General features: G+C 59.7%; 15 protein-coding genes and 1 pseudogene. 10 read left to right on the top strand and 6 right to left on the bottom strand.

Annotation, left to right across the window (positions count from 1 at the left end):
- The 3 genes from CNE_RS35580 to CNE_RS35570 all read right to left on the bottom strand — a co-directional run bounded on the left by CNE_RS35580 (position 1) and on the right by CNE_RS35570 (position 3,266).
- Complete coding sequence (locus CNE_RS35580; protein WP_013959616.1) at positions 1 to 1,044, bottom strand: CDP-6-deoxy-delta-3,4-glucoseen reductase; 1,044 nt, start codon at positions 1,042 to 1,044, stop codon at positions 1 to 3.
- A gap of 297 nt (positions 1,045 to 1,341) precedes the next feature.
- The gene (locus CNE_RS35575) at positions 1,342 to 2,259 is read right to left on the bottom strand and encodes a LysR family transcriptional regulator (protein ID WP_013959615.1); all 918 of its coding nucleotides are present in this window, start codon (positions 2,257 to 2,259) and stop codon (positions 1,342 to 1,344) included.
- Positions 2,260 to 2,387: 128 nt separating this feature from the next.
- Entirely contained in the window at positions 2,388 to 3,266 is an 879-nt protein-coding gene (locus CNE_RS35570; RefSeq protein WP_013959614.1) for a LysR family transcriptional regulator, read from the bottom strand.
- A 111-nt stretch (positions 3,267 to 3,377) separates the two neighbouring features.
- Here CNE_RS35570 and CNE_RS41390 point away from each other — a divergent pair.
- Together CNE_RS41390 and CNE_RS35565 are read left to right on the top strand one after the other, a co-directional pair.
- Positions 3,378 to 3,494: pseudogene (locus tag CNE_RS41390) on the top strand (oxidoreductase); the annotation flags it as partial.
- 47 nt (positions 3,495 to 3,541) lie between these two features.
- A complete protein-coding gene (locus CNE_RS35565; protein ID WP_049800736.1) occupies positions 3,542 to 4,522 on the top strand; it encodes an alpha/beta fold hydrolase in 981 nt (326 codons plus the stop codon).
- On the opposite strand, the gene CNE_RS35560 is transcribed toward CNE_RS35565, so the two are convergent.
- A complete protein-coding gene (locus CNE_RS35560) occupies positions 4,513 to 5,445 on the bottom strand; it encodes a LysR family transcriptional regulator (protein WP_049800758.1) in 933 nt (310 codons plus the stop codon). The two genes, CNE_RS35565 and CNE_RS35560, sit on opposite strands and share 10 nt — an antisense overlap.
- 266 nt (positions 5,446 to 5,711) lie before the next feature.
- On the opposite strand from CNE_RS35560, the gene CNE_RS35555 reads away from it, so the two are divergent.
- The 6 genes from CNE_RS35555 to CNE_RS42560 all read left to right on the top strand — a co-directional run bounded on the left by CNE_RS35555 (position 5,712) and on the right by CNE_RS42560 (position 10,620).
- Positions 5,712 to 6,296 (top strand): isochorismatase family protein, encoded by a 585-nt coding sequence (locus CNE_RS35555; protein ID WP_013959611.1) that lies wholly within the window; start codon positions 5,712 to 5,714, stop codon positions 6,294 to 6,296.
- Between the two features lie 71 nt (positions 6,297 to 6,367).
- Complete coding sequence (locus CNE_RS42815) at positions 6,368 to 6,877, top strand: TolC family protein (protein WP_319609735.1); 510 nt, start codon at positions 6,368 to 6,370, stop codon at positions 6,875 to 6,877.
- A complete protein-coding gene (locus CNE_RS35550) occupies positions 6,843 to 7,847 on the top strand; it encodes an efflux transporter outer membrane subunit (RefSeq protein WP_080569665.1) in 1,005 nt (334 codons plus the stop codon). The genes CNE_RS42815 and CNE_RS35550 overlap by 35 nt, the downstream gene beginning before the upstream one ends.
- Before the next feature lie 38 nt (positions 7,848 to 7,885).
- A complete protein-coding gene (locus tag CNE_RS35545; protein WP_013959609.1) occupies positions 7,886 to 9,058 on the top strand; it encodes an HlyD family secretion protein in 1,173 nt (390 codons plus the stop codon).
- Between the two features lie 30 nt (positions 9,059 to 9,088).
- Positions 9,089 to 9,859, top strand: coding sequence for an MFS transporter (locus tag CNE_RS42565; protein ID WP_238553168.1), 771 nt, complete (start codon positions 9,089 to 9,091; stop codon positions 9,857 to 9,859).
- 89 nt (positions 9,860 to 9,948) lie between these two features.
- Positions 9,949 to 10,620 (top strand): MFS transporter, encoded by a 672-nt coding sequence (locus CNE_RS42560; RefSeq protein WP_404997154.1) that lies wholly within the window; start codon positions 9,949 to 9,951, stop codon positions 10,618 to 10,620.
- A 31-nt stretch (positions 10,621 to 10,651) separates the two neighbouring features.
- Here CNE_RS42560 and CNE_RS35535 read toward each other — a convergent pair whose 3' ends face one another.
- Positions 10,652 to 11,740, bottom strand: a complete 1,089-nt coding sequence (locus tag CNE_RS35535) for a porin (protein WP_013959608.1) — start codon at positions 11,738 to 11,740, stop codon at positions 10,652 to 10,654.
- Between the two features lie 178 nt (positions 11,741 to 11,918).
- Positions 11,919 to 12,971, bottom strand: a complete 1,053-nt coding sequence (locus CNE_RS35530; RefSeq protein ID WP_013959607.1) for a tripartite tricarboxylate transporter substrate binding protein — start codon at positions 12,969 to 12,971, stop codon at positions 11,919 to 11,921.
- 134 nt (positions 12,972 to 13,105) lie between these two features.
- Between CNE_RS35530 and CNE_RS35525 the strand changes: the two genes are divergently transcribed.
- A complete protein-coding gene (locus CNE_RS35525) occupies positions 13,106 to 14,050 on the top strand; it encodes a LysR family transcriptional regulator (RefSeq protein ID WP_013959606.1) in 945 nt (314 codons plus the stop codon).
- A 149-nt stretch (positions 14,051 to 14,199) separates the two neighbouring features.
- Positions 14,200 to 14,994 (top strand): class II aldolase/adducin family protein, encoded by a 795-nt coding sequence (locus CNE_RS35520; RefSeq protein ID WP_013959605.1) that lies wholly within the window; start codon positions 14,200 to 14,202, stop codon positions 14,992 to 14,994.
- Positions 14,995 to 15,060 lie beyond the last annotated feature (66 nt).

Raw genomic sequence — 15,060 nt, 5'->3', positions numbered from 1 at the left:
TCAAGCAGCGGCTTTCTGTCGGTCTGCTTCGTTGATAAAGGAATCGGCGTAGAACTCGTCTTCTGGAAGGCCGCACCGCGCCGTAAAATCGCGGCGGGCGGAATCGACGACGATCGGCGCGCCGCAGGCATATACCTGATAGGCGGACATGTCGGGGAAGTCTTCTATGACCGCCTTGTGCACGAATCCGCTGCGACCAGTCCAGTTGCATTCGGGGGTGGCGTCACTCACGACGGGGATAAACTTGATGTGGTCGTGCTCAGCGACCCACTTCTCGACAAGCGAAGCCATGTAGATGCATGCACGCGTGCGGCCGCCCCAGTAAAGGGTGATGGGACGCGTGTTTCCGCACGCGATGCTGTAGTCGATGATGGACTTGATCGGTGCGAATCCCGTGCCTGAAGCGAGCATGATCATTGGTTTGTCGCTGCTCGCTCGCCAGTAGAAGGACCCGAGCGGCATCTCCAGCATCATCGTTTCGCGCAGCTTCATCGTGTTGAACACGTGCTCCGTGAAGCGACCACCGGGAACCAGGCGAACGTGCAGGTCGACTTGCCTTACACCTTCGCTGGAAGGTGCGGTCGCGATCGAGTAGCTGCGGCGCGTGCCGTCCTTGAGCACGAAGTCAACGTACTGGCCGGCTTTGAAGACGGTTGGCTCGTTGGGCGGCAGGCCAATGGTGATCAGCATGACGTCTGGCGCTAGCCTTTCGAGATGCAGTACGCGGCACGGCAAACGGCGCACCGGGAAAGCTTCTGCCGGGTCCAGTTCGCGGACCTCGATGCTGCAGTCGCCGATGGCTTTGGCCGAGCACAGCAGCGCTTTGCCGGCATGCTTGTCGTCTTCACTGAGGTAGGTCGGGTGAACATTGCCGAAATCCACCTTGCCTTGCCTGACGGTGCCGCGGCAAGTGTTGCAGACACCAGAGCGGCAGCTGAAAGGCATGAGCAGGCCGGCAGCCAGGCCGGCCGTCAGGATCGTCTCGCCGTCGTCGCACTGGAACTGGTTGCCACTGGGCAGCAGGGTGATCGTGTGCCTGGTCATGACAAGAGCCCCCAAGCCGCTGCGATCGGGGAATTGGGCGCTGTCTTAACATGCACTGACGGGCACAGCTGAGATAGCTTCATCGCGTCTCCTCCTTCTTCGGGAATGCGATGGGAGGTTAGGGCGCGACTCGCAGTGCGTCCATGCAGTGGCGTCAATGTAAGGTATTGACGCAGTGAATACCGGGGGGAGTCGGGAGGTGCGAGGCGGAAATCGCCAGGATCAGGCCAGCTCGCGGATGGAATGTGCCCTGCACGCATCAGCAGAGCATTGATCCTGCCAATGGCGTTCAGAGTGTCAGTCCGGAAACAAGCTTTTGAACTGGGCGCGTAGCCACTGATTGGCAGGGTCGTGGTGATAGCGTGCGTGCCAGTATTGGAATATCTCGATATGCGGAATATCGAACGGCAGGTCGAAGACCTGCACGGGGGCCGTTTCGCAGAACGCCTGCGCCAGCACGGACGGTACGGTCATGATCAGGTCGGTGCTGGAGATGATCTTCGGGATGCCGAGCGAATTCGCTACGCGCAATGCGACACGGCGGCGCACGCCGTGTTTCATGAATTCTTCCGCGAGGAGCGCCTCCAGCGCGGCGTGATTGCCGAGAGCAGGCACGTAGGAGATGTGCGAGGCGTTCAGGTAGGCGGGCAGGGTCAGGATACCGTCTATTTGGGGATGCCCCTTGCGGGCAACGGCGACGTAATGACCTGTCGTCACGCGCTGGCGGAAAAAGCTCGGCCCGAAATCTGAAAAATAGCCGATCACAAGGTCCACGTCGCCATTTGGCATCGCCGCCTGCGCTAGCTGCGATGTCATTTCCATAGCCTCGAGATCTACCCCGGGCGCGATCTCGGCGAAGCGGGTGACGATCTTCGGCAAAAAGACGCGTTGTCCCATTTCGTTCATACAGATGGAAAAACGCCGACAGGAGGTCATCGGGTCGAAGTACCGCTTGTCCTCGATCGCCCGGCGGAGTTGTCCCAGCGCCTCCTGGACCGGTTCCGCCATTTGCAAGGCCAGCGGCGTTGGCCTCATGGCACCATCAGAACGCACGAACAGCGGGTCGCCGAAGAAATTCCGCAGGCGCGCGAGCGCGTTGCTCGTGGACGGCTGGGTCAGCCCCATCTCCTCTGCGGTCCTGGACACGCTGCCGACACGGAGCATCGCATCAAAAACCAGCAGGAGATTCAGGTCCAGTGAGTAGAGCTTGTTCATCGTTGCGTCGGGGTGGACGAATTGATTGTATCAATAGTAGGCCGCTGCCAGTTGAAGGGAATGAGCCACGGAAGCGCCGGTCAACTCCGGGATCGTCATGGCACGTTGCGACCCCGGTGAGAGCGGTCTCACTGCTCCAAGCGCTCTCGCAGGAACTCGATAAAACGCTGCGTCTTCGCCGGCAGCAGACGCGTCTCGGTCATGGCATAGACGGGGATGGGTGTGGCCTGCCACTGTGGCAGCACTCGACGCAGTAGTCCATTGGCCACGTCGTCACCAATGATTGCTTCCGCCAATACGGCGATGCCGAGGTCGAGCGTCGCGAGGCGCCGGATCATGCCGACGCTGTTGAGCAAGAACCGGCCGCCGACTGCGACTTCAACCGTTTTCGTCGCGTCCTTCAGTGTCCATGCGCTGGCTTCCGTTGTGCGCAGCCGCAGACACTCATGCCGTACAAGATCGGCCGGCTGGCTTGGCTCGCCGAAGCGTTCGATGTACTGCGGCGAAGCGTAAAGATAGCGGGGCAGGCGGGCGAGGCGGCGCGCGATCAGGTTCGAACTTGGCGGTTCCCCCATGCGGATCGCGACATCGAATGGCTCGGCCACCAGATCGACGCGCCGCGGCGTGAGGTCGAATTCAAAGCCGATGCCAGGATAGCGGTGGGCGAATTCCGCGATCAGCGGCGCCAGCAAGATATTGGCCAAATCCACCGGCAGCGAGGCATGCAGCACGCCACTGGGCTGCGCCAGCATTTCGCCGAGTTGCTCGTGTGCAAGCCGCGCCTCGTCGACGATGCGCTTGCAGCGCTCGAAATAGACCTGGCCAGCTTCGGTCAGCTCGATCTTGCGTGTGGTGCGATGCAGCAGGCGCAGCCCGATCGCCTTCTCCAGGGAGCTGATGCGGCGCGACAGTGTCGAGTTCGGCACACCGATTGCCTCGGCCGCCCGGCGAAAGCTCCTGGCTTTGACGACCTCCACGAACAGGGCCATGTCGTTCAGCAGTTCCATTCTGACTGCTCCATGAGTGGATCAATCAATTCAATTTTGCCATATTTATCCCGCGAGTGATTTGCCGGATGATGCTTTACATCAACCAATCACTTCGGAGCACAGCGCAGCATGAACCAGCTATTTGCCCCCATTCGCATTGGTCGCCATTCCCTGCCCAACCGCCTGGTCATGGCCCCGATGACCCGTTCGCGCGCCGATGATGCGGGCGCACCAAGCGACGTCGTCCGGTCATGAGCGAACGTACAGCGTCTTCCGCAGAAAGAGAGAACCTGATGAATATCCCGTTGATTCAAAGGATGAAACGCGCAGCCGGGTACGGCTCAGTACACGATGTTCCCCAACTGGCGGCAGGATTTACGGATGTCTTTGAAAGCTATCTGGTCCCGGCTGGCGACCTTACCCTGCATGCCGTCATCGGCGGCCAGGGGGCGCCGCTGCTACTGCTTGGCGGGTGGCCGCAGAACTGGTTCGCATGGCGGCACTTGATGCTGCCGTTGGCGCGATCCTTTACGGTTATCGCCGTCGATCCCCGCGGCGTGGGACTCTCGGACAAGCCGGCAACCGGTTTCGACTCCAAGACGCTCGCCGCCGATATGTTCGCGCTGATGGATGCGCTAGGCTTTGAGCGCTTCGCTATGGCCGGCCACGACATCGGGATGTGGACTGGCTTCGCGATGGCGTACGACCAACCTGGCCGGATAGACCGGATCGCGCTCGGTGAAGCGCTCATTCCAGGCGTATCGGACTCGCCACCACTTCTCCCCAACGAACGTTGGCTGAGCGATTTCCTTTGGCACTTCAACTTCAACCGTGCGCGCGAGGTCAATGAGCGCCTCGTCGAGGGACGCGAGTCCATCTATTTCGGCCACCAGTTTGCGACGAAGGCCGGCTCTCCCGACGCTGTTCCCGCCTACGCGAGAGCGTTCTACATCGAGCAACTCAGGCGCGATCCAAACGCGCTTCGTGCAAGCTTCGACTATTACCGGGCGATAGACGAATCGATCCCTCAGAATCGTGAACGTGCGCGCAGTGCGAAGCTAACGCTGCCAGTGCTGGCGTTCGCCGGCGAACTGGCCTGTGGCGGCAGCGTGGAAGCGGAACTGAGGACGGTGGCGGATAACGTGCAGTCGGTGATCATCGCGGGCAGTGGCCACTATCCGGCGGAAGAGAAACCGGAGGCCATGCTCGAGGCGCTCCAGGCGTTCTTCGCGCCTTACGCGGATGGGGAGCACGACGCGATGCTCTATCTCTGAGGCGGCGCTGCTGGGCCTTCCGGCCATGGGATGCCCTTGATCGCTTCGATGACAAGGCTGCGAAACCAGATATTCGCGGGATCTTTGTGGAAGCGTTGATGCCAGTAAAGTGCAATCTCGAATGGCTCCAGGGCCAACGGCAGGGGGCGAAGGACCAGAGGGTAGAAACGAGCCAGCACATTGGCCAGGGCTTGAGGCGCTGTCCAGATCAGATTGGAGGCAAGAAGGGCGTGGGGAGCTGCCAGGTACTGCGGCATGCGCAGCTTGATGCGCGATTTTGCTCCGGCCTCGAGCAGGGCGCGCTCGAGAAGGATATGCCCACTGCCCGAGTAGGTAATTAATAGATGGTCCTGTGCCAGGAACGCTTCGAGGGGGAGGTCGGGTCTCGTTGCAAGCGGATGGCCAGCCCGCATCACGCAAATGTATTCCTCCTGGAACAGCGGGCACTTGTAGATATTGCGTTCGAGAGCCGGCAGATAGCCTACCGCAACGTCCATGCGGCCGGTCGCAAGAGCGGACAGGGTTTCGTCGATCGGCGCGTAGACGGTCTGGATGCAGCTCTGCGGTGCGGCACGCAGTAGTTCCTGCTGAATGCGTGGCAGCAACACGACTTCGCCTATATCCCGTGTGCGCATCGTGAATTGACGCCTGGCATGCGTTGGGTCAAAGGGCATCAAGGTGCCAGTAGTCTTGCGGATTGTCGACAGAGAGTCGAGCAGCGCTCCCGCAATTGCCGTGGCCAGAGGCGTCGGCTCCATCCGCCGGCCGACCAGCATGAACAGCCGGTCCCCATATTCCGCCCGAAGCCGCTTCAGGGCGCTGCTGACCGCCGCCTGGGTGAGCCCCAGATTCTCCGCGGCCGCAGTGACCGATCGATCTCTCCAAAGCGCCTCAAACACATAAAGCAGGTTTAAGTCTTTCAAGGTTTCTCCCTGGTCGGTCAACCGCAGAAGGTGCTCCGTCTTCGCCCGCGGTAACACCAGATTGCGTGTGCCGCACGCCGGAGAAGCATAAACCAGGTTTATACATTGGTTTTAACTGAGCCATCTGGCTTTAGAGGGGCTGCGGCGACAAGAATGCGGCTACAACAAAAAGCAAGCGTGAATCAGCGACAACATTGCGACCGACATTGAAAACAGTCCCAATCCTGGGGCGTTAGTGCCCCAGCCCTACAGCCAGGAGATTCATCATGACGTACGAAAAATTCAGTGCCAACAATGCCGCGCTGCTGTTGATTGATCACCAAGTGGGGACTATGGGATGGGTGAAATCTATTCCGTTCGAAGAGATGAAACGCAATGCGCTGATGCTCGCAAAGGCGGCAAGCATCCTGAAGCTCCCGGTGGTACTGACTTCCAGCATGGAGGAGTACGCTCAGGGGCCGCTGTTGAGTGAACTGGAGCAGATCCTGCCCGCCGAGTTTGCTTCCCGCGTCAAGCGCCTGGGTATCGTCAACGCCATGGACGATGAAAACTTCGCCGCCGCCGTCAAAGCTACGGGCCGTAAGAAGCTCATCATTGCCGGTGTCACCAATGACGTCTGCACGGTCTATCCGGCGCTGAGTCTGGTGCGCGATGGGTATGAAGTTCAGGTAGTTGCAGATGGTGGTGGCTCACCAAGTGTCATGGCCGATGACATCGCATTGCGGCGGATGGATAAAGGCGGCGTGACGCTGACCACCACCAACCAGCTGATTGCAGAACTCGCCGGAAGCTGGGCTACGCCAGAAGGCGGCCAATTGGTGCAAGTGTTGATGACAGCGCTTCAAGGCTAAAAGCGTTCTTGGAAGACTGGCAGAACTTCGACGTGAGGTTCTGCCAACCTGAGATCCGGTGACGTTTGACCGTGAGAACGCATCCCAGACCAGTTCCATATCCAGCCTCACTATTGCAGCGGGGGCTCAGGGTGATCCTCGCATCGGCCGCGACGGTGACGCTGGCTTCGTGTTTGAGTTCCGGAGGTCTGGCAAGGAATTCAGCATTAGATACCGCGGCTCGGTTGACTACCAGTCGGAGTTTGGAGAGCACTTCAATCTCCCCTGAATCCTGGCCGAGTGAAGCTTGGTGGACGACGTTTGGTGACCACCAGTTAGACGAGCTCGAGCGGAGGGCATTGAGCGGTCAACCAAGTCTACGCCTGGCAGCGGCCCGCGTCCGCCAGGCAGAAGCCCTTGTTGGAGTCGCCGGTGCTAATCGTTTTCCGCAAGTTGGGGCGAGCTTGAAGAGCACCCGACAGCGATACAGTGCAAATAGCACGGTGCCGAAGCCACTGGCCGGCAGCCGGGACGTCTTTAGCGATCTGAGCCTGGGCGAGTTACGAAATAGACTTCTGGGGGAAGAACCAGGCAACGTTTGAAGCCGCCCTGAATCGAGCGCAGGGAATAGAAGTTGACTATCACGCAGCACAGTTGTTACTCACAACATCGATTGCGCGCACCTATCTCAGGCTTGCGCACGGTTATGCGCAAAGAGACCTTGCCGAAGCCACATTGAAAGAGCGCGAGAAAATTCTGCAACTTACCCAGCAGAGAGTTGCTGCACAAATCGACTCAAAAATGGAGTTAAAGCAGGCAGAGGCCGCTCTGCCCGCCACACGAAGCGCCATCGCGAGCTTCAATGAACTCATCGCGCTGACGGAGGCACAACTTGCACAGCTCGTGGGCGAAGGCCCCGACTGGGGCATGGCCATCTCCCGTCCACGACTAAACCTGTCCACGCCAGTTTCACTGCCGAGCAATATCCCCGCAGAACTCATTGGTCGGCGCCCTGATCTGGTAGCGCAGCGGTGGCGCGTTGAAGCGGCTAGTGAAGACATCAAGGTGGCGAAGGCGCAGTTCTACCCGAACGTTAGTCTGACAGCGTTCATGGGCTTCCAGAGTCTTGGATTGCCGGATCTTCTCACCGCAGGCAGCCGTGTCATAGGAGTGGGGCCCGCGATCTCACTTCCTATCTTCGACGGAGGCCGCCTCCGGGGAAACTTGGCGGCACGCCAGGCGGAGTATGACATTGCGGTCGAACAGTACAACGGAAATCTCATTGCCGCGGTACACGACGTAGTCAATCAGCTAACGTCAATGAAATGGCTCAGGGAACAAATCGACGAGCAACACCAAGCCCTCATCCTGGCGCAGGAAGCCTTCGAGCTCTCAACGAATCGATACAAGAGTGGTGTCGGTAACTACCTCCAGGTGCTTTCTGCGGAGAGCCTGGTACTTACACAAAAGCGGCTTCAGGTCGAGCAAGAGGCGCGCGGGCGTGAATTGACAGTCGACTTAATTCGCGCGCTTGGCGGCGGCTATGTCCCGGAAGAAAGTACGGAGCAGTAACGCCGATCGAGCATGGCAATGCTGGATGCGAGGCAAACATGGCACACCCGGAAAACGACCCTGAAGCACCAACGGCTAAAAGTCATCAGCCGCGTAAGCGCCAGCTGCTGAACATTGTGATTCCGGTCGGTGTGGCAATCGCTTCGGCCATCGTAGCAGTTTTCTGGTATGGCGCCGCACGCAATCAGGAGACGACTGAAGATGCTTACGTGGAGGGGAACATCGTGCAGGTGACGCCACAGATTTCCGGTGTCGTCACTGCGATTGGCGCAGACAACACCGATTACATCGCGGAGGGCCAGGTACTGGTGCACTTGAATGATGTTGACGCGCAACTCTCGCTCGCCCGCGCTCAAGCTGCTCTCGCGAGAGCGGTCAGGCAGGTTCGCGGTCAGTTTGCCGCTGCAAGCCAGACCAAGGCTAATCGTGACCTGAAGGCAGCGGATCTGAACAAGGCGCAAGCAGATGTCATGCGGCGCAAGGCTCTGGTAGCGAGCGGAGCGATTTCGGGAGAGGAACTGCATCACGCCGAAGACGCGCTCGTCGTCGCCAAGGCCGCCTTTGAAGCGGCCGAGCAGCAGTTGGTGGGGAGTCGCGCTCAAATCGACGGGACGAAGGTTTCATCACATCCCGACGTAATGAGCGCGGCAACGCAAGTGCGAGACGCATATGTTGCACTGCAACGCACAACTATTCGGGCACCAGTAAGCGGTGTTGTGACCAAGCGTAGCGTCCAGGTCGGGCAACGCGTTAATGCCGGCACGGGACTGATGTCTGTGGTGCCGTTGGACCATCTTTGGGTGAGCGCCAATTTCAAGGAATCCCAGCTCAGGCATATCCGCATTGGTCAACCTGTAGCCCTGATTACGGATGTGTACGGGAGGGAGATTGAGTACCAAGGGGTCGTGGTCGGTCAGGATGCCGGCACCGGCAGTGCGTTCGCCCTGCTCCCTGCCCAAAATGCGACCGGCAACTGGATCAAGGTTGTCCAGCGAGTGCCGGTGAGGATAGCGCTAGATTCATCTCAGATCGCCGCCCATCCTCTGCGCGTTGGCCTGTCGATGAAGGTGATCGTCAATACCACGAAGCGGGATGGTAGGGCTGTAGCGGAGAAAGGGCATAGTCCGCAATCCTACAAGACAGATATTTTTGCCAACGAACTCGCGAACGCAGACGAAATGGTGGACAAGCTTATCCAAGCGAATCTCTAGTTGTCACTTCGATCCAGATCGGGAGTCATCGTGAGCCAACCATCGAGAAAGCCGCAGCTTCTCCTCCTTACCATATTCCTGCTGAACGGCATCGAGTTCCTCCAGACCGGCATGATTGCGTTCGCGTCTGCTCCGATCATGGGCGAGATCGGGGCCGGGCCAGAAGAATTCAGCCTGGTCAGCGCAGCCTACGCAAGCGTTGCCGTCATGGCTATATCCCAGCAGCGCTGGTTTGTAGAGCGCCTGGGATGGCGTAGGTTTTTGCAGTACTCGTTGAGCATCTTCATGATCGGAGCGGTCATTTGCGGATCAAGTCAAGCTTATAGTGAATTCCTTCTTGGCCGTCTCGTGATGGCACTGGGTGGGGCGTCATTCATGACCTCGGCGCGCATCATGGTCAATCACATTCATCCTGGCCCGCAAAGATTTACCGGGATCAAGGCGTTCGCTGTTGCGCTCGCCGCCGGTACCGCGGCCGCGCCGTGGTTGGCATCGGTTTCGGTGGCGAACGATAACTGGAGTTCGATATTCTGGATCGTGGTCGGCGCCTCAGCGGTAGTGTTTGTACTGGTGACGGCGGTTTTCGATGGTGAGTCGCCGTCGTCAAGTGACAGTGATAAGTCGCAATCGCATCCCGTCTTGCTAATGTTGCTGGCTAGCGGTGCATTCCTTCTGCTTTATTCGCTCCAACGGACCTACTACGATTTCTACAGCGACGGCATTCCCATTTTTTTGACCGCTTCAGTTGCAGTCGTTGCTCTCATTATGTCAGCGCCGAGCATCGACGCGAGACTCCTTTGATCAGAGTCAGGGCGCTGCTAAATCCACGCTATGTCGCAGGCGTTCTGCTTTTCACCTGCTGCTACGTCATTCTCGGTGCGGATAACTATGTGCTTCCAGCCCTGTTGCAACGGACACTTGGGTATCCGTGGCAGACTGTTGGGCAGTTTCAGGCAATGGGATTGGCCTCGGCTCTCGTCAGCTGGTTTATCCTGGCGCGACTTCTGCCAAAGTATCCGAGTCCTCGTAAATTCTTTGTGATTGGCTTCGGCGCGCTGGCGACGTTCGGCTGGCTTCTGTCCGGGCTCACGCCTGCAGCCAACCTCTGGCTGGATATCCTGCCGGCATTGCTGCTAAACGGGGTCTTCATGATGTTTGTCATGGCCAATGCTGCAATCCAGACATTCAGGGATGTCCAGTACGACGAAACGGTGTTCTCCCATGCCCAGCAAGCTAAAAATATGCTGGCGCAGATCGGTCTGGCGCTAGGAATCAGTCTGGCGACTATCGGACAGCAATGGCGGTCGACAGTGCACTACGACGCGCTGGCCAGAAATATCCATCTCGGCAACCCCATTTATCTACAGGCTGTCGACCACCTGGCAAGCCAGGTGTCGACCGTACTCGGGCAAGCGGACGCAGGCAGAGTCGCCGTGGCGCTGGTCGCGCAGTCCTTGGCTCAACAGGCAAATCTTCTCGCAAACCTTGACCACTTTTCCGTGATTGCGGTCATTGGTGGACTCGGTGTCGTGGTCAGCTTAAGTCAACGGCTGCTCAAGTAACTTATCGGGCTTGCGAGCGGCCGGGCCGCCGTCAGAATTTGTGTCGAAGGTTCAGTGTGACGCCAGTCTGGTTCTGCCCGGCCGCGATGGTGCTGCCGAAGCCGTTCAGACCGAGATTGGAGTTGTCCCTGTTGCGCGCATAGCCGATGGTCAGGAAGGCGTCGGTGCGTTTGGACAGCGCATAGTTGGCTGACCCTACCAGGCTCCACGGGTCTTGCCCAGAGCGCTTGTCGTTAAAGTAATAGCCGGCCGCTGTGAGGCTCAGGGCCGGTGTGGCCTGCAGGCGGTAACCCAGCCAATAAACATCGTTCCGGCGGCCTGGCGCGGTCGCCGCCAGCCCGATATTGCCGCTGAACCAGCGATAGCCGGCGAACAGCGTGGAACTGCCAAAGCTGAAGTTGCCGGCCGCTGCAAGGCGGCGGTCGCGCTGTCCAGAATTCTGGCCCGTGAGGCCGCGCGTGCCTTGCTGCTGGTCGTAGATCAGGGTCAGGCCGAAGGGGCCGCCCGCGTATTCCAGCCCGCCGCCGAAGGCGCGGTCGCTCTTGAGGTCGCCCGCGGTTTCACTGGCAAGCGAACTGGCGCCGCCGCTGGTGATGGTGGTACCCCTGGCAAAGCTGTACAGCGCGACGGCGGTCACGGGCCCGAACTTCCCTGTGTACTTGGCAGTGTTGTCGTAGCGACCGACGAAGTTGGGATCCATCATCAGCGCGGAATAGTGCGCGGCCAGCACCATTGGCTCATAGTTGATCAGAAGGTCATACAGTGCATTCTGCTGCCGCCCGAGTGTGACGCGGCCCCACTGGTTTTCCAGCCCGGCGAAGGCCTGCCGCCCGAAGAGCCGGCCGCCCTGGCTGGAGGTGCCGGCGTCGAGGTCGAATCCGCTCTCCAGGACATAGACCGCCTTGGCGCCGCCGCCGAGGTCCTCGACGCCGCGCAAGCCCCAGCGCGAGCCGGACACATTGCCCGAGGTCATCCGGAACAGTTTGTCGCCTTGCGCATTGGCATTGCTGAGGTACTCGAGGCCGATGTCGGCTACGCCGTAGAGCGTAACCGACGATTGCGCGGCGGCAAGCTGTGCCGATGTCGCCAGCAGAATGCCGAGGCACAGTGTTCTTCTCATGGAATTCTCCATTTTCTTATTGCACGCAGGGTGGGAAAACGCTGCGCCGCGCAGTGAGCGCGGCGCGAGTGGGCGCACTGAGGCAGGCGGTGCGGCGCATGTCCGCGTCGGCTCCCAGGTCCAAGTACGACTTGTGGATTGACGTTTCTGTGCTGCCGGAACGGGCAGCAAGCAAGCACTATTCGAGAGATATCGCGTACTTCGCCGCGAGTTGCTTCCAGAACGGGATTTCGGTCGCGATTGTCGCGGCAAAAGTTGCCGGATCTGAACCCACCGCGTCATATCCCTGGGCCTCGAGGATCTTGCGCACCTCAGGCTTTTTCATTGCGGCCAACGTGAGCGCGACCAGTCTCTTCAGAACGGGCTCAGGCAGGCCGTTCGGGGCAATGAGCCCGAACCACACGCGCATATCCAGGCTGGTCACGCCTTGTTCCGACGTTGAGGGTACCGCCGGAATGTACCTGCTGCGGTCATGACCGGTGACCGCCAGCACTCCGATACGGGGATCGCGGCTATACGGAAGCGCATTGGCTACCGTGCTGATAAAGATGGGCACCTGGCCGCCCAACGCATCGACCAATGCCGGCGCACAGCCCTTGTAGGGAACATGGACGAAGCGTACATTCCACGCCGCGGCGAGCATGGCGCCGGCGAAATGCTGCGGTGTGCCGTTTCCGCACGATGCGTATGCGAGCGGCTGGCCAGACGCTTTCGCTTTGGCGCGAAGGGCCGACAATGCCGATATGCCAAGCGTGTTCGATACACCAATGACGAGCGGGGACGAGGCAATCAGCGAGACCGGCTGGAAATCTCGCTGCGGATCGAAGGCTAACCGCTTGTACAGCGCGCCATTCATCGTGAGATTGCTGGTGGTGAGGCCAATGGTGTAGCCGTCTGCTTGCGATTTCGCGATGGCATCGAGGCCGATGTTCCCGGACGCGCCGGCGCGGTTTTCTACGATAAAAGGTTGTCCTGTATCCGTCGTGAAGGATTTTGCGAGTACGCGAGCAATGCTGTCCGTTCCGCCGCCGGCGGGAAAGGGCACAACAATGCGGACCGGCCTGGTGGGATAGTCTTCTGCCGCGAAGGCGGACTGGACCACTACGGTCGACCAGAGCATTGCCGCGAGCGTGGCTGCTGCGACCTTGGCCAACGGTGCCCTTTCCGAGGCAGGGCATGACTTACCGCGGGGCCGGCAAGAAACGCGATTGATAAAGGTCGTGCAGTCCATGCTGTCTCCTGCGAGGGCCTGATGCCAGGCCACCATGTTGTTTGTGGCTGCAATTGTGGGTAACCTCATCCATATCTTCAAATAGTTCTTATACCGTAATCACATAGCAATCCAGCTATGGATGGAGGAGGCGCGTGCGCGGATTCGACCCATATCTCACTTTCCAGAAACTTGAAGTTTTCTGCACCGTGGCGGAGCTCGGCAGTGTGACGCGCGCAGCCGACAGGCTGTGCATTGCGCAACCCGTCGTCACTGCGCACCTGCGCAGCATGGAGGCCCGGCTGGGGTATCCCCTGGTGGCGCGTGCCGGCAGGAACATCGCGCTCACCGAAGCAGGAGAGCGTGTCTATCGTTGGGCGACCGAAGTCATCACGCGGACGCGCGAGATCGAGCGGGAGCTCGCAGGACTTGAGGGCGGGGGTGCCGGAAACGCGGTCGTTGCAACGTCGATGTCGATCGGCTCCTATGCATTGCCGCCACTGATAGTGGATTTCTACCGGCAGCACCCCAACGGACTGGTGACCGTTCAGATTTCAAACCCGCAAGCGGCAGTGGACGCGACGCGCATAGGGGGCTGCGATTTTGCGGTAATCCTGCTGACGGCAAAGCAAGATCTGGATGGGCTGACGGCGATTCCGCTGTGGGAGGAAGACCTTTTGCTGGTATGCGCGCCGGGCAGCCGCTGGGTCAAACAACCGTCAAAGGAACTCGACCTTCATCAGGCGCCCTTTATCAGCACGCCACGGAATCTGGCAAGGCGTGAATTGGAGGACACGCATCTGCGCAAGCATGGCCTCGAGAACCGCAGGGTCGTGCTGGAGCTGGGGCATCCTGAAGCGATGAAGCACGCGGTCCGGCAGGACATCGGGCTGAGTTTCATGCTTGCTTCCTCGATCCGCGCCGATGTGGCACGCGGAGACCTGGTGGTCCTTGATCGCCCCGACTTGCCAATGAAGATTCCATCCTACGTGGTGTACCGGGAAGACAAGCGCTTCTCCGCTTTTCAGGCAGCGCTCTTGCAGTTCATCCGCGACGCCGCGCCGCAAAACAACGCCCTGCAGGTGCATCTCAAATCATAGTTGGTGGAGTATGGATCAAGGCCTAAATAGCTAATAGACCTATCATCAACCCAAGTCTAAGCTGTAACGACGTTCCGGGCAGTAGTGCGGCGTCGTATGTCCCGGGACGCGAATCGAACCACATTCGCCAACCTGAGACTAGGCCCTCCATGTGCAACTCCCATACCAATCCCGGCAGCAGCGTCGACTACGCTGAAGATCTCGATCGTCCTTCCGGCTCCGCAAGCGACACGTTGATCGAAGACCTGGTGTGCGCCAATCACATCTTGTTCGATCAGGGCATTGTCGATGCCTTTGGCCACGTCAGCGTCCGGCACGACAAGGATCCAGGCCGGTTTCTGCTGGCGAGGAACATGGCACCCGCCACTGTTACGCCAGACGACATTGTGGAGTTCAAGCTGGACGGGTCTCCAGTCAACGCGGGGGGGCGCGCCATCTACCTGGAGCGATTCATCCATGGCGAGATCTACAGGGCCCGACCCGACGTGCACGCCATCGTGCACAGCCACTCGCCTACCGTACTTCCATTCAGCGTCGTCAAGAACACCCCCTTCAGGCCCGTATGCCATATGAGCGGTTTCCTGGGCGCTGGAACACCGATCTTCGAGATTCGCGAAACTGCCGGCGACGCGACCGACCTGCTGATCCGCGATGGCAAGCTTGGCGCTGCGCTTGCGCAGAAGCTTGGCGAGGCGTCGTTTGTTTTGATGCGGGGCCATGGTTCCACCGTCGTCGGTCCCACGCTCAAGCACGCCGTCTACCGAGCGGTCTACGCAGAAGTGAATGCGCAGCTACAGGTGGGCGCTATGCGGCTTGGCGAGGTGACTTACCTCAGCCAGGGCGAAGCCGATACTGCCTGCCGGAATATCGAAACGCAAATCGAACGTCCATGGGCGCTTTGGAAGATGCGGGTGCAGCGCACCGGCGCCGTGGACGGACGCTGACCTGGGCGCGTGCCGGTGCGTGTCGCTTGCTGCCAACACCGGCGCGTCTATTACTGATGCCCACAT

The sequence above is a fragment of the Cupriavidus necator N-1 genome, from assembly GCF_000219215.1.
Taxonomy (GTDB): domain Bacteria; phylum Pseudomonadota; class Gammaproteobacteria; order Burkholderiales; family Burkholderiaceae; genus Cupriavidus; species Cupriavidus necator.
This window is presented reverse-complemented; position numbering and strand designations above follow the sequence as displayed.